The following is a 21,757-nucleotide window of genomic DNA, read 5'->3' on the forward strand; positions in this document are numbered from 1 at the left end:
TGTTTAGCAAAAGAGAACACGTTGCAGCCCTAATTAGTGTGTCCTAAAGTCTGAAGTGATTCACATCATTCGTGATTGTATCTGCGTGTGTGCATTTTATTTATTACTTCGATTAAAATGATAAGGCTTCTCAACAAATTCTACATCAATTCACAATTTAATCGGCTGCGTAGTATTTAGCCGTACAAGTGTGCGACGCAAGAAAAGCCAAATAGCCAATATGAAGCTTGCTTCAAAATTCTTACACATTCAGGCGCTAAACTTATTATATATAAACATTTTATTTCAATTTTTAACCAAAAAACTAAACGACATGGCTTTTGAACTTAAATTAAAAGTAGCGGGACTGGAAGTAAACGTGCTTAACCTTGATTACGGATTGAACCGGGAAACCGATGCTACCGGACTCCCATCTGAAGTTACCCGAGCCGGGAAAATCACCTTGACTGTTCAATCCACTTCCGACACTACCTTCTTTGAGTGGATGTGTAACAATTTTGAACGTAAAGATGGTTCTATTGTATTTGTTAAACGCGACAATGAGTCTACGCAGAGAGAGTTAAAATTTACAGAAGCTTACATGGTGCAATACCATGAAAACTTCAACAGCACCGGTGTTGATCCGGTTACACAAACCTTTACGATCAGCGCTAAATCTATTGAGATGGGGACGGGTGGATATACAAACAAATGGGTGCAATGATTACTCTTAAAACGGGTGGCTGATGTCTGCCCGTTTTTACTCAAGTGCGAGCACCAAATTTTGATGACGTCAAGTAGATGGACTTGAGTTCTCTTAACCTTAATCTTCAGACAATGTCTTTTATAGCACAACTGGTTTTAGAAGAAGAAGAAATGAATGTTTTGCATTGTACTTACGGGTTCAATCAAGACATTGATGCCACAGGTAAGCCTACGGCAATACCACTTGGAGGATCTGTAAATCTTGTATTGGAAAGCAATGGCAAAACAGATTTGTTTGATTGGATGATCAGCCCTACCCAGACAAAAAAAGGTATTATTACCTTTTACAGGAGCGATAATATGATTAAATTAAAGACATTGGAGTTTACTGACGCTTATTGCGTAAGTTATCGGGAAACCTTCGGTCACAAAGGCGAAGAACCAATGCAGGTTAATATTCAGATAAGCGCCCGCAAATTAAAGTTGAATGACTCTGCATTTGAAAAAAATTGGCCGAAATAACTTAGAATCTAAACTATATTATATGGCTCAATTTACTTCTGTCAATATTATCATCAATGGCAGTAAAATAAACAAGTATACCTCTCTCTCGCTCTCGCAAGGGATTTATGAACATCATACCTTTCGCCTGGTATGTCCTGCTGATGCGATAAGCAGCAACTCAAACAGTCCTTTAGAGTCATCGAAAAACCTCGTAGGGGGTAGTTTTTTTCTGCGTATTGTTGGCGTTGATGCGCCGGGTACTTTAGAGTTTTCCGGCCTTGTAACTCAGGTCGAGGCAGCGCGCCATGGTGGTTTTATAGGCGACATTATTATTAGTGGCTACAGCCCGACTATCTTGTGCGATAACGGCCCTCATTGCAAAACCTGGGAAACAAAGACAATTAGGGATATAGCCGATGATGTATTTAGCCATTTTACAAAAAGTTTATCGAAGCCCCAGATTTCACCTTTGTGCAACGAAACCTTTTTTTACGTAGTGCAGTATAAAGAGACAGCCTGGCAGTTTATTAGCAGGCTAAGCGCAGGTTTTGGTGAATGGCTTTTTTATGATGGAAAACAACTGGTGTTGGGCACGCCCAAAGGTGAAGCAGTTAACCTGGTTTACGGGAGCAGCCTTACCAGTTTTAACACAATGATGCAACTTCGCCCAACACGGTTTCAGTTGAAGGGTTATGACTACACGAATAACGAGGCATACGACGTCACACCGGCCGCTATTGCCAGCAAGGCAGGGCTCAATGACCTCGGTCAATACGCCTTTCAGATAAGCGGCCAGTTTTTTGACACACAGCCCAAACAATGGCAAAACCAGTTTCTTACCGATAAAAAACAGTTGAACGATGTAGCAGAAATGCGCGCCATATTAGAAAGCAGCAATATGGTTCGTTTCAGTGGTACCGCCGGCCATCCCGGCATACAAGTAGGTGGTACTGTGAAAGTGCAGGAACTACAGAAAAGCGGCTTTAATGATCAGTCATCCGGCGAGTACCGGGTTATTTCAGTCCATCATCACTGCAGTGGCGAAGGTAAATATTCCAATGATTTTATTGCAATACCTGCCTCAGTAACCGTTCCACCCATAGGAATATATGCAGAACCGAACTGCGAGACGCAGAGTGCCATAGTAACGGACAACCATGACCTAGAGGGGCTGGGACGAATACGGGTACGATTTCACTGGATGAAAACCACAGAAAAAACACCTTGGTTACGTGTTATTACGCCTTACGCAGGCGACGGAAAAGGATTTTATTTTATGCCAGAAATTGGCGAGGAAGTGATAGTAGGATTCGAAGGCAACAGTCCAGTTAAGCCGTATGTCGTTGGTAGTGTTTCTCACAGCAAAGCCAAAAATGAATACAGCAACATTGGTAATGATAATAAGGTAATACGAACAAGGGATGGTATTGAGATCATGATGAATGATAAAGAAGGGAGTATTCATATCGCGGACAGCAAAGGAAACAACACAATATGGGATGGAAAAGGAAACATTAATGTAACATCCAGTGAAAGCATTGTGATTACATGCGGCGAATCAAAGATTGAATTGCTGAAAGATGGGACTATCAATATTACAGGAACGAAGGTAAACACTTCGGCAATTGAAAAGGCTAGTATGGTTAGCGGGCAGGCATCTTTCACCGCAAGTGGTAATAGCAACGAAGTTAGTATGGAAGGTGCGACGTCGAATGTTGCAGGCAGTTCGGAGACGAAAATAAAGAGTGATGGTGGCAATGTAGTGGTTGAGGGAGTGCAAATTATATTAAACTAGGTTTAAATTGATATGTGTTGTGGTTAGGTTTTTTGTGAAGCGGGCTGAAGAGTCACTTATCAGCATCGTTGTGTCACTCACTTGTACGGGTAGACGCTTTGTGCGACAAACAGCAGATTAATATGATCTATATGCAATTTTCAATTGAATACCATGGGTAAGCCGGCGGCACGTATAACCGACATGCATGTGTGCCCCCGGTCTGAGGGACGAAAGCCACACGTTGGTGGGCCCATCTCCGGACCAGGTTGCCCTACCGTTTTGATTGCCGGATTACCCGCTGCTGTTTTGAATACCACCTGTGTTTGTGTAGGACCGCCCGACACTATTGTGTCCGGATCCACAGGGGTTATTATCGGTGGTATGCCTGCAGCAAGAATGGGCGACAGTTGTGCCCATGGTGGAAAGATAACAATGGGTTGTGCAACTGTGTTGATTGGCGACACTAAAGGGGGCGGTATTGCTGTAGCAACGTTTTCGACAAATCCCCAGGTGATATCGTTAAGAGAAGCAGCCGAGAATGGAACACCTTTTTGTGAGCAGTGTAAAAATACGGAAACCGGCTGATCATAAGTTGATACAAACTAGTGTTGTGTTATCGAAAGGAGCGCTGCCCTCACGTGAAGAGAGATGCCGATAGTATCACTTTAGCCATCCGCCATTCCGGGTAACAGACGGCGGTTTAAAGGGCAGTCAAAGGTTGGTGATGATTATTAAAAAAGCTACCAAAATGTTAGTGATTCTAAATAAACAGATGGAGGTTTTTAAAGCGCATGCTTTAAAGAACTTTGAAGAGGAAATGGTCGAACATATTCGGGAGTTCTTTCCAAATCATTTTAAGGCGATACAGGAGAAGGGCATTCGAAACACCATTGAATATGGTTATCTAAAAGCCAGGAAGTATGGACTTAGCACAAAAAGAAATGTTTGCTTGTACATCAATAATATGATGCTGCTTGGTAGCAATTATGAAACCGATCCTCTTTACCCCTCAATCAGGTTGATATTGAACGATGAGACGGAAGAACATCCGAATTACCGGGTAGATAAGCTTTGTGAAAAGGTTTTAGACATTACTCACCAGATAATGGGCCGCCAAAATGTGTTTCTAATACGTGCTTTGCTTAATATACTGTCGAATTCTGATACGCTGCTTGAAACGGTAATGAATGGTAGAACGAGTGGACCACTGTATTATCTAAATCAGGTGTTCCCTCAAAAATATGCTGCCGTTGGTGAGCCGGACCTGCTTAAGATGATCGGGATTGGAACGCGTAACGCTCGGAGGTATGGAATTACATCTCAGCCGAATTTACTTATTTATTTTGTGTGCATGTTTATGTTGGGCAGTGGTTTTGATCGGGATCCAAAGTATGCCTGGGCAGGAAAAATATTAAACGATCCTGGTTCAAGCGATCAATCGGAAAAAGTTGAAGCGCTTTATAACAGCGCCATTAATAATCTGCGAACCGCCCTTTCAATTAACATATGAGTGCCAGTGATGCCTATACTACTGCAAGCAAAAAGCCAGGAACCGATTGTAATGGAAGTGTTCAACCGTGCCCGGCGAAGGGTTCAAAGTGTGCCGTGGAATTTAGGCCGAAAGACGATTGGAAAGGCGAATATGGATTCGACTGGCTGCGTGTCGGCGGTACCGGAGAGAAACAAGGAGAAGAAGCATATAAGGACATTTTGACGGGAGGATATAAGAAAGGATCGACCCGAGGGTATACACCGACTGAAGCCTATGGATTATTGAAAGGTGAATATAAGGGTGATATTAAGGCAATAAAGTTGCAATCAGGAGAGCTACATGAGTATTTCGTTCCGTATTTGAATTTATATCCAAAGAATACCCCGGGAACGCCTACTCCGCCTTTTGAAGCAGAACTCAAAATATTAACAACTGTAAAGGAGAATTCACCCGAAAAAATTGAATTGGAATATAACACCGCCTACTTCACCTTAAATAAGGAAACGTTATCTGATAAAGCTGTAGGGAACAAAAGGGTTTCTTTGGAAACGCTTAAAATAACCTGTATCGCTGAATATGTCACTCCTCAACAAATTAAAGCTTGGTCACTCTTTGAAGGCACGAGAATTTTAGCCGGGATAATTAAGTTACCTCCTAATAGCTCACTTAATAGAAGAGAACTAAAATTGGTTCTAATAGATGTAAAAACTTATTTCAATGACCAACCTGGGAATATATCAGAGGAAGAGCTACGACATCTTCACAATACATTACACCAGGTATTAATCCATGTAACTATTGAATACGCCAGTCTTGATTTAACTGACGACAAAGAGTTTAGAATTAATGGCCAATTTATTTATAAACATATAGGGCCACCATTTAAAACTTTTTACGGTACCTGGATTCAAGATCGCGGATTAGTAGAAGATCGAAATATGTTTCAACATATTAGGAAGACATTTTTTAGCGAACCTAAATATAAGAAGTATGAAAGTGAAAAATATTTTACGATATTTTGCTTTAATCATTTCAGTCTTACCCATGCCGAAGCTAAGAATGAGGCCCCTGGTGTTCAGAACGTGGTATTGTTCACTAATACGGGTGGCCCAAGATTACCTGGAATTTTGAGTCACGAAGTTTTACACGGTTTAGGATTGCATCATACGCATAAACAGCCTGGACCAATTTTAGAAGAAATGAAGTATTTATTTAAGGAAGGCAAAACGGACAACATTATGTCATATAATGACCGTTCTTTACTAGCAACATGGCGTTGGCAGTGGGAAATAATAAGAAAACATTTACCGGTTCGATAGTAGCAGATGGGATGCGATGTGAAAGGAAGCATAAAAAACTTTTACCAATGCCGTATTATAAATGTTAATCGGTCTCCTGTTAATAACGTATGTAGGAATAAAATTTACATGTTGTATGCTCGATTTGAGTATAAATGATTCAGTTACCATATTTCTTGCTCTTAAATCAACACGGCACTGTAATGCACATACCCTTCGGTTTTATATTAATCGACGCCGCCCGCGTCGGTCTCGAAATACACAGGGCAAAGGAGTTTAATTCTAAGAATTCGTCCTTGTATCGAGGGCGGAGTGAAGAGCAGTTAGCGGAGGTGGCACCTTATCTTTTTGCCCTGTCACGACAGGTGGAGTTTGGAAAATGGTATTTGGAAAATGGTTGGGGTAACGCCTGGGGAGTATTGGTCAGAACCGAATTTGCATTTGAGGAATTACATAAACATTTTAGAAAGTTCCTGCTGGTCAAAACAGAGGATGGCCAGGAATTGTATTTCAGGTACTATGACCCGCGCGTACTTCGGGAATTTCTACCAACCTGCACTGGCAGGCAACTAAACGACTTTTTTGGTCCTGTGGAGCAATTTATCTGTGAAGATGAAAATTCAGGTTATGCACTTGTTTATTCGTTACAAGACCATTTACTTAAAACTGATCGAATTCCGAAAGAGCGGGTAATGAAGTTGTTGGCCTTGCTCACGGAGCAAAAATAAGTTGGTCCTATAAACCTGCGATTTACAAATCTACGTGGGTATAGATTGACAGGGGGGGAAGTCAAAGTCCTTCGAATCATGCTGTCATGCTATTTGAATAGACCGACGTGGGAAATTTAATGGTAAATTAAAATGAAAACTGCCGACGTTTATAGAAGTGCTAATGAAGCAGCAAGGGGAAAAATGAATTCAGCCACGGATGGCTGCGTGTTACCATGTCGGATATGTTGGATAAAAGACTATAAAACTCGGATACTTGAACCAAGTACAAAGTATTACCGCCAGTTTGCAAAAGATGGAACCCGATTACTTGATAGAAACATTTTTGCGTTTATTAGTTATGGAATTGACATTCCTCTCAATTCTGGCAGTTCAATTACTGTTTCAGTTAAGTTTAAAGTAGAACCATTTGATATGGTAACAAAGCTAGATGTAATCTATGCCAAAAAGAAGATGGAAGATGGCATCAACGAAGTATGGAATGGCAAATTCAGGCTTGAAGTCCATGACCCCGAATGTGGCAAGAAGATATTTAAGGTCATTTTTAAACCTGTTTGGGTTAACACCCGGGAAGATTATAAAGTGTATGTACACTACTTGCCTTTGAGGGAACACAAGGAAATAATCGATGCGGTTCATACACATATAGAAACGTCAGTTGCCGTCTACGCCCATGAGTTCGGACATTGCCTGGGCTTGCCTGATGAGTATACGGAGACAGAAAAAGCATATGTAAGATATCTTAAGCCGGATGGAATGTGGGATGTGCCGGTCTCCACTCTAACGTATTTTCAACGAATGCTGAGTGTGCCGAATTTGGCAACACATATGGCTAATAACAATGGCATACTAAAACCACGACATGCTTGGAATATCGCCATCGAGGTTCAGGAATTCTTAAGAAGAAGATTAGGATCAAAAGTAAGTTGTACAATTAAAATGATGTAAGAAAACTTTGCTTTGGATAATACAGAATGGTAAACGCCCATCATTCTTTGTTGCAAGAACAAACACTATGAACATAAATGACATTGAAAAGGAAAGGAAGTTAATTCTAGACGAAGGCCAGCGACTATATAGATGTGAAATGTCAGACTGGCTCGCAACAGATATTTTTGCGAGCCAGGTAAACAAAAACCGGACGGTTACATCCCTTATGTAGAGCGTGATATTGAAAAGTGTATTTTTTTTCACATGAAGGCAAACCGAAGGTGATTTGCATTATTACGTTTGATGGCAGCTTCAATCTTGAAACTGCTGAAGTTGATCTCTTTAAAAGAGAATTCATAAAATACGAAGCAGACCTTTTTGCAATTCATTCAGTTGCTTTAAGAGCAATTAATGGCGATCGTTTCTTTAAGGTATATAAGAATACAAATCTAAACTTGGTACCACTAATATCGAACGGTGAAAAGAAAGTGTATATTTTATCAGCATCCCAGGAACCCAAGCTATAACTTTTTGTAAACGATTATTTGCTGACTTTTGACAACAACAATAGGCTGATTAACAAGAAGCAAATACACCAGAACATTATTGTTCATGATTTCAGGGAGACTAGAGATTAAATACCACAAGGTGCAAGAATTGTGGCAGCAAATCACATACACCTAGCAGCAACAGGCGACTTTATTACTTCTACCGACATTTGTAGTCTAATGCTTTATCAGCAGTTTTTTAAACTAGAGAAGTACTACGTTGGGTCAGAAAATTATCTTTCAATATGGGATTGTCATACAAATGAACTTACCATCAGAGAAGAAGCAATGAACAAAACTGAAACGACAAAAAAAAGCCGTAGAAGGAAATTTTAGGTATCATTTTTCTGTAGTCAAGGTAACATTTGACCGTCTTAAAAGACATTACTATAACCAACTAAACTAAACAGTAAATGAGTATTCAGTACTATTCTTTACCGTTGGCATTAGATAGATTATATCTTGGCGAGGGGCTTGCGACCTGTTCACTCCGGCAGTCAATTGATCAGCACCTTCACCTGATGTTAACTACGGCCTTAGGCGAATTGCCAGCTGACGAAAATTTTGGTTGCAACATTTGGGATCATGATTTTGATAATATGACGAGTGGCGCAAAAATGAAGGAAATGCTTAGACATTCGCTGCTTTGTTCGATTGAGAAATATGAAAAAAGGATTAACAGTATCCGCGTGGATCTGCAAATTCGACAGCAGGATATTGGGGGTAAGCTTAATGGATACCGGACAAAAAGGCGCGTCGAAATATCCATTTCAGGGGTGCTGAATGCTACAAATGAAGCCTACGAGTATTGCGACCTTTTTTATACAGGACCATTATCACACCATTAACCCAGATTTGCCATGGAGACAAAAGAGCAGATAATTACAAGAATGTTAAAGAACATAGCACGTACCTTAGGATGTGCTGAAGGTGAGCTCGACATATTCATAACAATGCTTGTTAATGCATTGGGTGCCGAGCTCGAAAAGGTGTTGGGCGAGGTCCAGGATACAAGGGCAAGAGTACTTGAACGCCTGGTTCAACTTCTTTGTCCTGAAGTACCAAGCGCTTCAATGCCGGCCCATGCGGTCGCCCATGCGCTGCCAGTAGAAGCGGCTACAGAGGTTTATGAAGATGCCCAATTTTATGGCACTTTTAAGTCACCATCCAGGGATCAGCTTCCCGAGCCCGCCGTTAAGGACATCTTTTTCTCGCCTACCGCTACTTTTCACCTAAACCGGGCTTCTGTCAGGTTCATGGCCTCGGGGAATTTATTATTCAAGGTAAGCAATTCAGAAAAAGAGGTGATAGCACGAAGTTCTGGCAGCAATCAACTTCAATCGTCAACTTTGTGGTTAGGTATCGACGAACCATGCGTATCTATTCACAACAGCTTGTTTTATTTTGAATTGCGTAATATTTCAGGCAGGCAATTGTTTTATCACCACTTGCCAAATGCTCAATGGTTCTGGAATGGTGTGCAATTAGATCATCTGCCGGGTTATGGTGACAGGGAGATATCTGGTGAAACAATTAACGTGGAGAGCTTGCTTCAAGGAGGTGGCAACGTTAGCAGCGGAGTTAAAGCTCGTGTAAATGCTTTTTACAAGCCCTTTTTCATTACTCTTGGTGATGTGGATGGATTGACATCAAAAAAGGGGGATGGTACAACTCCCCAGGTGATTTTAAATGCTTTTTCCGGGAAGGAAGTGGAGCAAATGCTACAACTACCATTGCGGTGGATAATGATTCAATTCTCCGACATGGTGTCGAATACCTTGTTGCAGGACGTTATATGTAATTTGAATTGTTTTCCCGTGCTAAACAGAAAATTGTATGATGTCACCTATCGGCTTGAGGACTCTGGAAATATCATCCCGCTCAAAACTGACGAAGCATTTTTCGACTTACAGCAAGTGAATATTAAAGCAAATTCGCCGGTAAACTTTGGAGCTCCAGTAAATCAAATGAAAGAAGCACGGGAGGTGCTCGTCAGAAACGGTGGCGTCGGGCGATTTGATGAAAGGGATGCCGCCGCCAGCATCGATCGACTGATCCAATTATTGCGCGATGAAAGCGCTGCCTTTTCAACTATCAATAAAGATCTTTTGAGTAGTGAGATGAAGCAATTGCAGCAAGCCGTTAACAGGCTAAATCAAAATACATCGTTTAGTACTATCCAAAAAGGATCAATACCTTATCTTTTTTTAAGCGGCGAGCAAAGTTTGATGGGAAGCATCTCAATAAAATTTTGGGGAACAAACGGCGATGTTGCAAACAACATGAATGCGGGTACACCACTTCGATTATATAAGGGGGCGTATATTCAAGACAACAGAGCCGTGTTGGTAACCGCCACTAGGGGAGGCCGCGATCAGTTAAGTGTAACGGAGAAGCTGGCTGCCGTCCGAACCGCTCTGCTGTCGAATGACCGCCTGGTAACATTGCAAGACATTCGCGCTTTTTGCCGCTATCACCTGGGGGATAAAGCAAAGAAAATTAGTATACAGAAAGGTGTAATCACTCTTCCGGGTGAGCAGGGCGGCTTTAAATCGTCGCTTGATGTCATTGTGGAACTAAATGAGAATGCGTATGAAGGTGTAACAGCAAAGGATGATCTATGTGTTTATTGGCAGGAGAACCTTTTAGCACTGCTGAACGAAAAGTCAGCACCTTCGGCGACGTACCGTGTTATTTTAAAAAATTAAAACTAACCAATATTTATGGAGTTGAATGAACAGATTACCGGGCTAACGCGGGTAATCCAGACAGCACCATGCGAGGTGAAGGCTGAAGCAATGTTCGCGCTTTTCATGGAAAAAGGTTTGATGACGGACAAATTTTGTACTGCATTTGATGGTTTCTTCGTAAAAAATTACAGTCCGGATATCTATAGTGCCGAGATCATAGAAGGTGCGAATAAAGAAGAATATTTGCAGTTGCATCTCAGTCGTCGAGGTCTCTACGGTCATTTCCCTGAAGGACTTTTTTTTCAGCCGGATATAACCAGCTACCAGTCTACGGACGTGGCGAACGTGGCTCACCAATGTAGGAGAAACAGGCACAAGGAAAAAGACATACGCAAATTTTTCATGCCATTTGAATATGAACTCTTTCTGCAGTTATTGCAAAACCAAATGGAGGAAACAAGGCTATTACGAGGTTTTCAATCGGAACAATTAAATCAATATTTTGTTGATTTTTGGGGTATCAATCCGCACATAAAAGAGTCATTTGTTATTCCTTTGATGGGCTTGTTGCCTTATGCGCATCAGATTGCCGGAAAGCCCGATACAATAGCACGGTGCCTGCACGGGATCATTAGCGAACCGGTCAGGGTAAGGACGCTGTCTGCATGGGACACAATTGCACAGCCGACAGATATTTGTTCAATTGGAAGTCAACATGTCGGAATTGATTTTGTGGTTGGAAGTCAATTCAAGGAGCACCGTTCCGTAATGGAATTTACTATAGGGCCATTGGAGAATTCGGTTCTTGCAGACTACCTAGAGGAAGGAACTGTAAAGCTGTTCTTACAAACCTTTTACGAATTTTTTGTTCCGGCGGAAGCGGAGGTTGTTACCTTGATTGATATTGCTTCTCATGAAGCTAATCCGATGATAGGGCCAGGAGAACAATCGGTACTCGGGTATACAAGTATCGTTTAGGAAATTTGGTTATGATTTTTCGTAGCGGGTGAGTACTACTTCCGAACAGCCACTTTCTGCCGCGGTACCTTTAAGCCCTGGCGCACTCTTGTACTGTAAAACATACACCGCGATATAACAACCTTCGTTGTATGTACGGCTACGAAATGAGTGCTAGTTTTTTGAAGGTTAGTCACGATTATTTGATAATGTATTAACTGGTAAGCGTATGGAAAAGATGGTTGCAAACGAATTGACGAAGACACTCTTTTTTCTCGGTATTGGAGTAGCGGGAGTATCTGCTCTACTCATCAAAATTATAGCTAATGTTCGGGGAAGTTTTCGGTACACCAGGATTACGCTCTTGTACTTATTAATCACGTTTGTTTTAGCTGGGGGAATTGCAGCCATATCCTCTTGGTCGCCCTTACAAGACCAATTGATTGTTTTCATCATTTTTCAAGGTTGTTTTCTCTTGATGGGCATAGCCGTTGTCAAGTGGATGCCGGAATTTTGTAAAACGGCTGTTGAAGGTAACGGAGTATGGCTCGAGCTTGGACTCATACTATTATTAGCTATTTCTAGTTGTATAGCTTTTCTTATTGTATACGGTTTTATTAGTCCCAATGGTCTCCATTATGACATGGTTACAAGTGTTTTCTTTTTTATTGTCCCATGGTTTGTTGATCAGACATTTAATAGCGCTATAGCAATACCTCCAATAATATTTAGAATCTGGTACCCCCCTGAAGACGAACCTATGGATAAGAGTCAAGGCTTAAATGTAAAACTGATAAGTTTTGAATTCCGAAAGAACTGCAGGGAACAACATTTTACAAATTTCCGGGTTAAGGCGCCTGCTGCCCTAGAAATGGGGACCTTATTTTACCTTTTTATAAACGACTATAACGACCGGCATCAAGATGATCCAATTGAATACATGGACGAATACGGGGAGCCGGAAGGATGGTTATTTTATGAAAAGACCAAGTGGTATTCGATTAAGACTAAATACATAAGTCCGGCTAAAACAATTTCAAATAACCGCATTAGTGAAAATGATGTGATCATATGCAAGAGGATGGATAAACCATTTTTAAATTAATTTATGTCAAAAAAATCACCCCACCGAGCGCCAAATATTCCAGATGGAACAAAACTTAATGCAGCCCACATCACTGGCACTGCTAACCACGAAGAATATTGTAGATCCCAAGTAATGGAAAGCTATTTAAATATTTATAACTATGGACTTATGGCTGGTGACGCTGTTGGTAGCAACCATATAGTTTGTACGTTAGATAATCAACACCAGGTACACGTCCGGCTTCAGAATTTTCGCGCGATTACTTTAGGGGGCCACATAATCGAACTAGATAGTTCGGAAAATGAGGATGGCGACAATTTTACAGCAGTGCTTCCAGTCTTGGGGACATCCGGACAAACTGCAAATGAAATACCTACCGAATATTTCCTGGTCGTTGTGATTAATCCGTATGATCGCGTTCCCTATGGTGATATAGATCCCGATGTTTTTCCGCTACATCATCCTTACGTGATGCCAAAGTGTTCCTATCAATTAATGCCGGTAAACGAAGCGCGAGAGAGTGCATTAGGAAAGTTTCATATTCCAATAGGAAAATTAAAAATCAAAGGGCTGCGGGCAGCCTGGGATGAAGCTTACATTCCACCATGTTGTGATAGCAGAAGTCACCAGGATCTACATGAAATTTGTGCAAATATTGAACATTTCCTGGGAGAGATTCAGCGACATTGTGTGAATATAATCCAGAAAGTTCTGGCATTGAAGTCACAGAACGAGCTTACGATCGTAACACAGAAGTTATGCGAACAACTAGCCGTTTTTACTGCTATCAATTTAAGTGGCTTCAAAAATCTTGCGTTATACCAGCCGCCTGTGTTTATAAGAAATATGGTGTCTTCGCTCGCCAGTCTCACTAAAAACACGCTTGACTCTCACACGGGATGTGGCAAAGAAGCTTTTTTAAATTATTGTAGCGAATTTTACAATCCCGGTCAGGATGATTTACAAAGTTCCCTCGTCTCAATCGCCACAATTCGGTATAACCACTTGAACATCCAGGATTGTTTTTTTAAGATTTCGAACTTTCTTCAAGCATTTGAAAAGCTACTTAAGCTGCTTTATGACCAGGACCTAAAACTGCCTTCAACAAACCGGTATTATGTATCAGATACGATCGTTCCTGGCTCTCCTAGTCAAGAAAAGGTTTCGCAACCGGAGACACAATCAGTCTCTAAAGGAAAAGCAGGATACTATGTAGGATGAATCTAGTCAACTCAAATTAACAATCCATGGAACTCATACTAAATAACAAGTCAAGAAGCGAAGCGTATTTTAAATTTTTGTTCTTATTCGTCTTATCGGTATTCTTGATTGTTGTTGCCGTTTATTTTGATGTAAGGATACCGGGGAAGGACATTGAGATAGCAAAACTTGCAAGCGACTCATTCCTACAGCAGGTTAACAAACAGCAAGGCTTTACATCGGCTACCCGGAAAGCAAAGTTCCTGATTGACTCAATGAAACGATCAGATGTTTATAATGCCTTGTTAGATCAGGAAATCGCCAAACAACTGGACTTGATTGATGGTTTAGAATACCAGGAAGGCAATATCTATGCATCAACAAACAAGGAGATCTTTAATGCGCTTTATGATTACTGGCTGTTAAGCAAAGTGTCTGTGGAATCAAAAGGTGCTGTACAACAACTTGAGAAGTTAAAAAATGAATCAAGGGATTGGGAAACTAGATATAATGAAGCGCAAGGCAAACTTGACGTCTGCAGAAAGAGTTATGAAGCAGGTACTATAAACATGCCGTTCTGAAGCTTCCATGCAACATGGAGCCGAAAGAAAATAGTATTATTTCACTGGGCTACGTTAACACAACTGCCGCAGGAATAGAAACGAAAATTCGAGGAGGTGGAGAGTCGAGATCTTTAATTTTCGTACTACCAAAAAATTACCCAAGCAACTACCCGAAGAGAAAGCCAAGCGGGAATTCAATATGAACAAGGGTGAGCGAGGTAAAATGTGATAAGTGTTCATATGCGGCTGATGTGCATTGAGTCTACAATGTGCAAATCCTGGCTTGGTAATTCGAATGAACGTTAGAGCCTGCTGGCCGCTCTCGTGCATAACTTACCCGAAGACAATCGGCATCTTATACAGAAACTTCTTAAAATAGCCATGTATGGATATGGCAACGGCAGGGTATGTTGTCCAATATTTTCCGAGGCTCATGAACAAAAACGAGCGTGACGCAATGTGGTACCACGGTTTACCCGGCAAGAGTGAATAGATTCAGAGAGAAGACTCGATGATGCATGTAACGTACGCTGCCACGTTCCAGGAAATTTATGACTTCGTCCTCCACACCGGAGGTAATTTGGAGGCGGTACAGTTACTCGAAAAAGGCATTGAAAGGGTTTATTTGGAAACGCCACGCGCATCCTAAGGGATACGCCCGGGGGAGTATTCCTTAATAACTGTCCGCATTGCGGCAAATTGGCATTCACCCCATTTGCGAAACAATGCCGGTATTGCCGGTACGATTGGCACCACTTAATCGCGGCAAATTTCAAGGTAGACCACGTATTTGATCTTCCGGAGAAGCCGGGCCTGCTGTATCTTATTGGTAGCACAACACAAGGAACCATTAAACAAGGAATGAAAGTGGACCCAAACTTTATGGAAGTTGCCCTCAAGCCAGTGATTGAATCCATTGTCTTTTTAGCGCCGGTTTTGGAGAACGAGAAAAATGTCTTATTCAACTTCAAAATTGCCGATGCCGGAGAGATACGCCACCTGAAAAGGACGGCTAAACACACCAGGCCGATTATTTTTGAACGATAAGATAAAACCGAAGACGATGGTTTGTGAAATCGGCGGTGGTATGAAGTCTCCCATTCAAAAGACCCGGCTAAAAGTTGCCGTGTTGCGATATTTGGTTCAGCCCCATCAATAGTGTTAGTATAGATGATTGGCACCCGTGAAGAGCGGGCAGGCGTATGGTAAGTATATCTGAGACGGTAAATGACTGGCTTAATGACTGATTATACAAAATGTGGATGCCCAACCAACTACACGGAGGGATCCGTCGGCTATACTGCCTGCAATGACTTTGCCTTCGCCAGTTGTTGAGAGAAATATTCAACTCATTCGGGATAAACACCAGCAGATATGTCTATAAGGACCGGTCAGAGCCCGAATATTGATTATGAAAGAAGAGGAAGAATCTTATGGCTCATGCCTGGTAGTATTGCTATCTTTGTTTATAATTTTTTTACCACAGTTTCGTGAATTAATAGTAGATATACTCTTATTGCTCTTTTTCTTAATGGATGTTTTCATAATAGTGTGGGCACTCGTTATGTGGCTACGGGAGCTCTTTCGAAAAAATGATGGGGGTAGTTAAAAATATCCGAGTCAAAGTAGCCACGGACGCTTAAGTTGATCTCCAGCGTTAAACGAGAAGGTGTCGTTTTCTTTAAGAATCGAAATTATAATCATCGTGTCTCAACTGCCGATATCTAGGATTGCATATATAACTAACCTACATTAGCCAATGTCTTCATGGACAGAATTATCGATATTTTGAATGTTATATGTTTGATAAGTTGGTCAAATTCGACAAACGGAATAACCGGGAAGTTCAAAGCGCTTAGAAATACCTACCTAATGTACAAACCCCGTTACAAAACTCGGCGAGAACGTACCCTGTTTCTTTTGCAAAACGGAGGACTTATAACGGGGTGGCCAATGGCACTTCGTTTGGATGCCGTAGAAGGATACTATTTTCATCCAGATGTTTTTGGTAGAAAATTGGTAAGCTTTCTAAAGACTCAAGTCGAACTGTATCGGTGGTGTTCTTACCACGTTTTTTCCAATGAATGAATGAACAGTTGCCGCAAGCGCTTGTTTCTTTTGTTTTTTCTTGTACTTCTATGTCTCCTTCACCAAGTCTTCTATAAACTTCGCGCGACGCGATTGGGATGTTTTTTTCATCCGGGTCAAAATTCCATGTAGCAGAAATTGCCACCTGATACGGGCTCCCCTTTCTTATGGTAAGTATTGAGTATTTAGGAGACTCTACCGTGTCGGGGTGATTTCGATTCACCGTTTTAGCATAAATAGACACCACAGAGTCGGATACAAATTGTAAAACGCCCGTTTGCTTGAACCCAGGCCCATAGCGCTCAAAAGTTAGGTACCCATTTTTGGAAGTGAAGTGCACAAAGTTAGAGACAACTTTGTGATATCGGTCTGTTAGAATTGTTCGGACTTGCGGCGAAGGAGCATGTACCAACCAATTTCCCTCCAAAATTGCTAGTTGCTCTTTACTAGCTTTGTAGGGAAGTATATTAAAATCTTTTTTTATTGTTTCCCATCGGAGAAAAAAAAAGGTAAATGTAATTAGTAAACCAACTAATAAAATACCCATTGATAAGTTAATCCTACTTTTCCTTATGATTTTTTTTTTAATTAGATCTTGTTCTGTTTTTAACGCAGAGATCTGTAGCCTGAGTTCTTGATTTGCTTCTTCAAGAGTGGCCCCCTTTTGTTTGCTAACCTCTTGCTCTCCTTCTAACGCGGAGATTTGCACGCTGAGTTCTTGATTTGCTTGTTCAAGGGTGGAAACCTTTTGTCTCAAATTTTCATTTTCCTGTTCGACAGCGTCAAGTGTATTGGTTTCTTTATCCTTTGCCTCCTTGATTATTCTTGTTAGTTTTTCATCTTTCATTTCTTTGAGAAAATTCTTTCGTGGCACATCCCAAATAAAAAGATAAAGAGCGTCAAGAGTAGCATCGAATACCCTTTTTACTTCCCTGGGTACATGGTAAAGATCTCTCAATTGGACGCCGGTAATGTCATACTTATCACGGCTATCACCATTGTAGTTGGCGACGAAATACTCATTACTTCGCACGATGCCCTGAAGTTTTGCTGCTAATTTATCGAAGCATGTAGGATTTTTTTTTACAAAATCAACCTTTTCTCCTTCAGGATCGAGTTCAAACGTTTCAGCTGCTCTTTTTATTAAATACTGACCTTCCGCCTTACTGATTAATGTTGCAGACCCTTTTCTCATGTAAATGTTGTTAACTAATGCATTACAAAAATTTTCCCGGCTTCTATAAATTTTATAGAAACATTTTCATATTATATTATCGTCCAAATATAAGACGTCGAGAGCGTAAACACGGTAAACGTAGTGCAATTTTGTAATGACAATTAGCACAAGGAAAAGAAACTAGGTAAGTAGCGAAAGCTTGCGCTACTTACTTTTTCGATTAACACTTTCAAATCGCACTCAGGATCCGGTGCGAAGATAAACAATCCACTAGACAGGAACCTTAAACTAATGCCCCAACGGCTCTTCGTTGGAGGTGAATGTTAAACTATTAAATGATTCAGCCATGCGTCCAGATCCAAAACATGATGATACAGTATCGAAAAACGATTTCTATGTACTAAATGACCTGTTCACCAAGTTCTCCCCCCAAGAGAGTTTATTATCTATCAGTTATTCGCAAAAAAGAGATGGCCTAGTGTTACAAAGTCAATCTCCCCGTTTTCTTGATAGATTTTGTAGTAGCAAAATGGGGTTTGAAGCCGGCCGCGGCAATGACACTTTTCACAGTATAAGAACTTACACCGGCGTTCTAAAACACGGAAACATGTCTGCAGCAAGGTTCACTCCTTTTGACCCGCCTTGTTACCCTGATACAGACGCGGTGCCTAATCAATTGCACAGCGATCAAAAAAAAAGAAGTGATGCAATAATGCTTACCAAACTATTGGCAAAGGTAGTTTGCCAGGACAGTTTGTTATCTATGTGCTATGAAGAAATTACTGATAGCCTGGTAATAAAAAGTGAATCCCGGCTGTTTCTTAAATCTTATAAAGAACAATGGTCAGAGAAATTGCTTGGAGGAAAAAAAATGAAGATTGGCAATCGGCAAGTTAATCTTGAGGATTCAAGCAAACGTCTAAACAGGGCTCCGGAAGGATCGATGGATTATAAGTACAATATAAAGCCGTCATATAAATACTTTGAGGCCTTTGTTAACGGTGACTGTGCGGTCTTGGGGGCATTTCGGCAACGGTATTTTCCATTAGTTGCCCAGATGGTTTTAAATAGGGAAGGTAGTATACCTGACGCAGAAGAAGTTTTTCATGAGGCTTGGATATATGTGTTTGAGAGAGCAAAAGCCGGTCGTTTAAAAGTAAACACCAATTTTGGTGGGTATTTTTGTAGGGTTTGCATTAACAAATGGTACGACTTGTACCGCAGGTCAAAGAAGACTGTTTTTACAGAATTTGAGAACACCAACCATTATGGTGTTAGTGAGGATCCTTGTCAACAAGAAGAAGAACTGGCATTTAAGGAAAGACGTTTTCAATTAATTGACGAAAGCTTTGAAAAACTCGGAACGCGCGCGAAAGAATTGGTAATTCTTTGGTTGGAAGGGAATTCGTGGATTGAAGCGGCTGCAAAATTGCATATTGCTCCTGGCTTTGCCAAAAAGTATAAGTGCTTGATTTTGAAACGGCTAAGAACATTGATTAGGCGGTCTCCTAATTTTACGCCATCAGACGAACGGATATACTTCAGTAAGAAACGACAAGCTGTTGCATGAGCAGTCAAAGGTAAGCTCTGCTATTCCTTGGAAAAACATAAAAGGGATGGTAACAAATCTTTGTGTTAGGAGACTTAATCGAAATTGCTCCTATGAATAAACCAAATACTAGATCCGGCATCCGCGCGTCGCAGTCCTTCGAACATGTAAGATAATGAGCAAAGCACTATTATCTAACTAAAAGTTTAATAACAGTACTACAGACGAAAGGATTGCGACGCAACGATGATGCCAAATGAATATAGCGCTGGTACCCTGAAGTTAACGCTATCTAATAATAGCTCTCATTCTGAAGTGGGAGATTAAAAACTGGCGGTATAATCCGGCGAGAGGGGCTGCTTAAACCCCAATAAAATTAGCCATGTTGGGCTGTAATTTATAAGTAAGATTTCGATTGAGCTCGGTAATGGTGACTTGGGCAATTAGAATTAGGTACGCGTTTGCAAACCTCAACTACACCTTTGTTGGCTTGGGATGAACTGTTGTATCCTTTTGTACTGTGTTAAGCCAAAGTATTTGTTTTTAGGCGAACAGCCCATCTTATTTTCTCAGTAGAACGGATGGCAGACGGAAATGATTGAAGTGGTATTTTCCTCACCTGACCGAAAGCGAAGCAGAAATCAGTTGAGGGCGCCTTTGTTGCCTGCTGGCTAATGGGTATTTTGTTCAACTATAGTTGAGTACGTTCATTTAATTCGATACTAATCAGCTGATCTTGCAAAGCACAATAATTAGTGTCAAATAAATAACAGTACCATGAATCTGGCAGAACGCCGTGGCATATGGGCTATAAATTAATAAGCTGCTGCCCTATAGTCACAACTGAAGAAGGCCTTGGTCTTTGCTTTCCGATTGCCACTTGCTGTGAGCAGCTTATGCTTTAGTAGATCGAATTAAATAGATCTAGAAATGCAAAGTTCCACTTAAGCATTATTCAAAAGAAAATAAGTAGCAATGCCATATTAACAACTCGCTTTAACACACACTGGAATTATTTTTAATTTCTTATGTTGCTGCTAGGTTACACTACGTTAGATTTAAAGACAATACTTTAATAGACCATTCAAAAGTCAAATGAACAACTAATAGACTCTTTACCGTAAAGGTTAGAAAAGCTGAAGCAGAAAAAAGAGCTTTCAAAACGACACATTTACTAATATAAAATAAATACTACTACTATGGGTTTAGCAGAACGCCGTCGCATTGCGACCATTAAACAAAATGCCGAAGCCTTACAGGCACAAGTCAAGGATGCCCTCGGCTTTAACCTTCCGATTACACTTGATATGAGCAGTATTCCGGAGAATAATGACGTTTTGTACTTTTACGAGTCTCAGGCGAATTATGATGCTTTCAATCTGCCGATGATTCTGCGGGTGGTGAAAGAGATTTGCAAGGACGACATTGGCAGGGAGGCTTTCAAAGCAAAGGTGCAAAATATTGAGCTTATTAACACCAGCAAAAGCAACGATGAGATCGGCACAAAATCCGTGGAACTGCAACCTGATGGAAAACTTGCCATCAAGTCTGGTTACAATCAATATGACCCTCAGTTATGGGGTGAGGAAGATCTTAGGACGGAAGTAGAAAACATGCTTTGATTATGGGCGATTTATCAAAGCTGCTGAAGAACGCCCCGGCCCATTCTATCAACAATGTGCTGTCTCTTCTATTCCACCTGCGAAACGCAGAAGTGAAAACGATACCTGCCGTTACCTTATCTACACGCACGGGCAACTTCTCCGGGTACTTAATTGCTTATGACGACCAGAATGGTTCGTTGTTGCTGCAAGGATTAAATAATAGGCAGGTCAATCTCACTTACCTCCAGGCAAAGGCAGTGGTTGCTATTACCCTTAATGAATTGCCTGAAACACCCGAACTATTGAAGTTCGTAGGAGGCAAAAAATATAGCGGTATTGCCTTTGCCGAGCCGGTGTCAAAATTAGCTTTCCGGAGATATGTAGCCGATCAGCAGGCTACCCTGAGCGAAGGTCTTGGGAAGGCAATGACGGTGGAAGTGAACGGCCTGTTCACAGAAAGCGTAACTGAGTGTGGGGGGCTGAAATATATGGTTGAAAATATTTTTCGTGTCATCACCGGAATGCTTGACGAGCCTCTTGCAAAAGAGGCGCTCAAAACCAAGGTTAAAGAAATATTGTTCGTGGTTGGAAACATTCTTGAGGTGCAGTTAACGGATCAACGATTGATTGTTACACTACCTGCAACCCGAGATGCCGCTAACGTTGATGTGGCGGAGTTTACCAGGAAGATTGAGGACGTCTTGTAAGAAAATTTGTCCTCCCACTAATTTTCCTGCCGTTTTTCTTCCGAGAAGGCAGGATCGAAAATTCTTACCAAACCATTTCTTCCGTATTACATTGAGAACTAGTCTTAGCCGTTTTTTATTTCCATTCTTCAAAATAGGACGGGAGATTGGAATTGTAATTCGCTGAGGTACTCT

19 protein-coding genes are annotated in these 21,757 nt (G+C 41.1%); 18 read left to right on the forward strand and 1 reads right to left on the reverse strand.

Going from position 1 to position 21,757, the window contains the following annotated elements; genetic code table 11:
* Positions 1-313: 313 nt before the first annotated feature.
* The 15 genes from tssD (EXU57_RS23115) to EXU57_RS23185 all read left to right on the forward strand — a co-directional run bounded on the left by tssD (EXU57_RS23115) (position 314) and on the right by EXU57_RS23185 (position 15,505).
* Positions 314-703 carry a type VI secretion system tube protein TssD gene (gene tssD / locus EXU57_RS23115; protein ID WP_165958257.1) on the forward strand — a complete coding sequence of 130 codons (390 nt, stop codon included), beginning with the start codon at positions 314-316 and terminating at the stop codon, positions 701-703.
* 113 nt (positions 704-816) lie between these two features.
* Positions 817-1,206: a type VI secretion system tube protein TssD gene (gene tssD, locus EXU57_RS23120; RefSeq protein ID WP_133270638.1), complete on the forward strand. Its 390-nt coding sequence runs from the start codon at positions 817-819 to the stop codon at positions 1,204-1,206.
* A gap of 22 nt (positions 1,207-1,228) precedes the next feature.
* Positions 1,229-2,983, forward strand: coding sequence for a type VI secretion system Vgr family protein (locus EXU57_RS23125; RefSeq protein WP_165958259.1), 1,755 nt, complete (start codon positions 1,229-1,231; stop codon positions 2,981-2,983).
* Between the two features lie 153 nt (positions 2,984-3,136).
* The gene (locus EXU57_RS23130; protein WP_133270640.1) at positions 3,137-3,550 is read left to right on the forward strand and encodes a PAAR domain-containing protein; all 414 of its coding nucleotides are present in this window, start codon (positions 3,137-3,139) and stop codon (positions 3,548-3,550) included.
* A 163-nt stretch (positions 3,551-3,713) separates the two neighbouring features.
* Complete coding sequence (locus EXU57_RS23135) at positions 3,714-4,475, forward strand: hypothetical protein (RefSeq protein ID WP_133270641.1); 762 nt, start codon at positions 3,714-3,716, stop codon at positions 4,473-4,475.
* Positions 4,472-5,776 carry a hypothetical protein gene (locus EXU57_RS23140; protein WP_133270642.1) on the forward strand — a complete coding sequence of 435 codons (1,305 nt, stop codon included), beginning with the start codon at positions 4,472-4,474 and terminating at the stop codon, positions 5,774-5,776. Before EXU57_RS23135 ends, EXU57_RS23140 begins: the two co-directional genes overlap by 4 nt.
* Before the next feature lie 182 nt (positions 5,777-5,958).
* Entirely contained in the window at positions 5,959-6,483 is a 525-nt protein-coding gene (locus EXU57_RS23145) for a DUF4123 domain-containing protein (RefSeq protein WP_133270643.1), read from the forward strand.
* 132 nt (positions 6,484-6,615) lie between these two features.
* Positions 6,616-7,431, forward strand: a complete 816-nt coding sequence (locus EXU57_RS23150) for an immune inhibitor A domain-containing protein (protein WP_133270644.1) — start codon at positions 6,616-6,618, stop codon at positions 7,429-7,431.
* A 943-nt stretch (positions 7,432-8,374) separates the two neighbouring features.
* Positions 8,375-8,809 (forward strand): GPW/gp25 family protein, encoded by a 435-nt coding sequence (locus tag EXU57_RS23155; RefSeq protein ID WP_133270645.1) that lies wholly within the window; start codon positions 8,375-8,377, stop codon positions 8,807-8,809.
* 42 nt (positions 8,810-8,851) lie between these two features.
* Complete coding sequence (locus EXU57_RS23160; protein ID WP_133270646.1) at positions 8,852-10,669, forward strand: hypothetical protein; 1,818 nt, start codon at positions 8,852-8,854, stop codon at positions 10,667-10,669.
* A 15-nt stretch (positions 10,670-10,684) separates the two neighbouring features.
* Positions 10,685-11,629, forward strand: a complete 945-nt coding sequence (locus EXU57_RS23165) for a type VI secretion system baseplate subunit TssG (protein ID WP_133270647.1) — start codon at positions 10,685-10,687, stop codon at positions 11,627-11,629.
* A 208-nt stretch (positions 11,630-11,837) separates the two neighbouring features.
* Complete coding sequence (locus EXU57_RS23170) at positions 11,838-12,713, forward strand: TssN family type VI secretion system protein (RefSeq protein ID WP_133270648.1); 876 nt, start codon at positions 11,838-11,840, stop codon at positions 12,711-12,713.
* A gap of 3 nt (positions 12,714-12,716) precedes the next feature.
* On the forward strand, positions 12,717-13,916 hold the full coding sequence (locus tag EXU57_RS23175; protein ID WP_133270649.1) for a hypothetical protein: 1,200 nt from the start codon (positions 12,717-12,719) through the stop codon (positions 13,914-13,916).
* Between the two features lie 26 nt (positions 13,917-13,942).
* Complete coding sequence (tssO, locus tag EXU57_RS23180; RefSeq protein ID WP_133270650.1) at positions 13,943-14,476, forward strand: type VI secretion system TssO; 534 nt, start codon at positions 13,943-13,945, stop codon at positions 14,474-14,476.
* A gap of 681 nt (positions 14,477-15,157) precedes the next feature.
* Positions 15,158-15,505: a hypothetical protein gene (locus EXU57_RS23185; protein WP_133270651.1), complete on the forward strand. Its 348-nt coding sequence runs from the start codon at positions 15,158-15,160 to the stop codon at positions 15,503-15,505.
* An 889-nt stretch (positions 15,506-16,394) separates the two neighbouring features.
* On the opposite strand, the gene EXU57_RS23190 is transcribed toward EXU57_RS23185, so the two are convergent.
* Positions 16,395-17,741, reverse strand: a complete 1,347-nt coding sequence (locus EXU57_RS23190; protein WP_133270652.1) for a hypothetical protein — start codon at positions 17,739-17,741, stop codon at positions 16,395-16,397.
* Positions 17,742-18,069: 328 nt separating this feature from the next.
* On the opposite strand from EXU57_RS23190, the gene EXU57_RS23195 reads away from it, so the two are divergent.
* The 3 genes from EXU57_RS23195 (at position 18,070) to EXU57_RS23205 (ending at position 21,583) form a co-directional block, all read left to right on the forward strand.
* Positions 18,070-19,293 (forward strand): RNA polymerase sigma factor, encoded by a 1,224-nt coding sequence (locus EXU57_RS23195; RefSeq protein WP_133270653.1) that lies wholly within the window; start codon positions 18,070-18,072, stop codon positions 19,291-19,293.
* 1,178 nt (positions 19,294-20,471) lie between these two features.
* Positions 20,472-20,894: a hypothetical protein gene (locus EXU57_RS23200; protein ID WP_133270654.1), complete on the forward strand. Its 423-nt coding sequence runs from the start codon at positions 20,472-20,474 to the stop codon at positions 20,892-20,894.
* 2 nt (positions 20,895-20,896) lie between these two features.
* Entirely contained in the window at positions 20,897-21,583 is a 687-nt protein-coding gene (locus EXU57_RS23205; RefSeq protein ID WP_133270655.1) for a hypothetical protein, read from the forward strand.
* Positions 21,584-21,757: the final 174 nt, after the last annotated feature.

The sequence above is a fragment of the Segetibacter sp. 3557_3 genome (assembly GCF_004354985.1).
Lineage (GTDB): Bacteria > Bacteroidota > Bacteroidia > Chitinophagales > Chitinophagaceae > Segetibacter.

What these genes read in the sequence shown, in the direction of transcription:
- EXU57_RS23155 (WP_133270645.1), top strand. Translation starts at nt 8,375, where the DNA reads ATGAGTATTCAGTACTATTCTTTACCGTTGGCATTAGATAGATTATAT.
- EXU57_RS23200 (WP_133270654.1), top strand. Translation starts at nt 20,472, where the DNA reads ATGGGTTTAGCAGAACGCCGTCGCATTGCGACCATTAAACAAAATGCC.
- EXU57_RS23165 (WP_133270647.1), top strand. Translation starts at nt 10,685, where the DNA reads ATGGAGTTGAATGAACAGATTACCGGGCTAACGCGGGTAATCCAGACA.
- tssO (WP_133270650.1), top strand. Translation starts at nt 13,943, where the DNA reads ATGGAACTCATACTAAATAACAAGTCAAGAAGCGAAGCGTATTTTAAA.
- EXU57_RS23190 (WP_133270652.1), bottom strand. Translation starts at nt 17,741, where the DNA reads ATGAGAAAAGGGTCTGCAACATTAATCAGTAAGGCGGAAGGTCAGTAT.
- tssD (WP_133270638.1), top strand. Translation starts at nt 817, where the DNA reads ATGTCTTTTATAGCACAACTGGTTTTAGAAGAAGAAGAAATGAATGTT.
- EXU57_RS23135 (WP_133270641.1), top strand. Translation starts at nt 3,714, where the DNA reads ATGTTAGTGATTCTAAATAAACAGATGGAGGTTTTTAAAGCGCATGCT.
- EXU57_RS23160 (WP_133270646.1), top strand. Translation starts at nt 8,852, where the DNA reads ATGTTAAAGAACATAGCACGTACCTTAGGATGTGCTGAAGGTGAGCTC.
- EXU57_RS23140 (WP_133270642.1), top strand. Translation starts at nt 4,472, where the DNA reads ATGAGTGCCAGTGATGCCTATACTACTGCAAGCAAAAAGCCAGGAACC.
- EXU57_RS23170 (WP_133270648.1), top strand. Translation starts at nt 11,838, where the DNA reads ATGGAAAAGATGGTTGCAAACGAATTGACGAAGACACTCTTTTTTCTC.
- tssD (WP_165958257.1), top strand. Translation starts at nt 314, where the DNA reads ATGGCTTTTGAACTTAAATTAAAAGTAGCGGGACTGGAAGTAAACGTG.
- EXU57_RS23130 (WP_133270640.1), top strand. Translation starts at nt 3,137, where the DNA reads ATGGGTAAGCCGGCGGCACGTATAACCGACATGCATGTGTGCCCCCGG.
- EXU57_RS23195 (WP_133270653.1), top strand. Translation starts at nt 18,070, where the DNA reads ATGCGTCCAGATCCAAAACATGATGATACAGTATCGAAAAACGATTTC.
- EXU57_RS23205 (WP_133270655.1), top strand. Translation starts at nt 20,897, where the DNA reads ATGGGCGATTTATCAAAGCTGCTGAAGAACGCCCCGGCCCATTCTATC.
- EXU57_RS23125 (WP_165958259.1), top strand. Translation starts at nt 1,229, where the DNA reads ATGGCTCAATTTACTTCTGTCAATATTATCATCAATGGCAGTAAAATA.
- EXU57_RS23145 (WP_133270643.1), top strand. Translation starts at nt 5,959, where the DNA reads ATGCACATACCCTTCGGTTTTATATTAATCGACGCCGCCCGCGTCGGT.
- EXU57_RS23175 (WP_133270649.1), top strand. Translation starts at nt 12,717, where the DNA reads ATGTCAAAAAAATCACCCCACCGAGCGCCAAATATTCCAGATGGAACA.
- EXU57_RS23150 (WP_133270644.1), top strand. Translation starts at nt 6,616, where the DNA reads ATGAAAACTGCCGACGTTTATAGAAGTGCTAATGAAGCAGCAAGGGGA.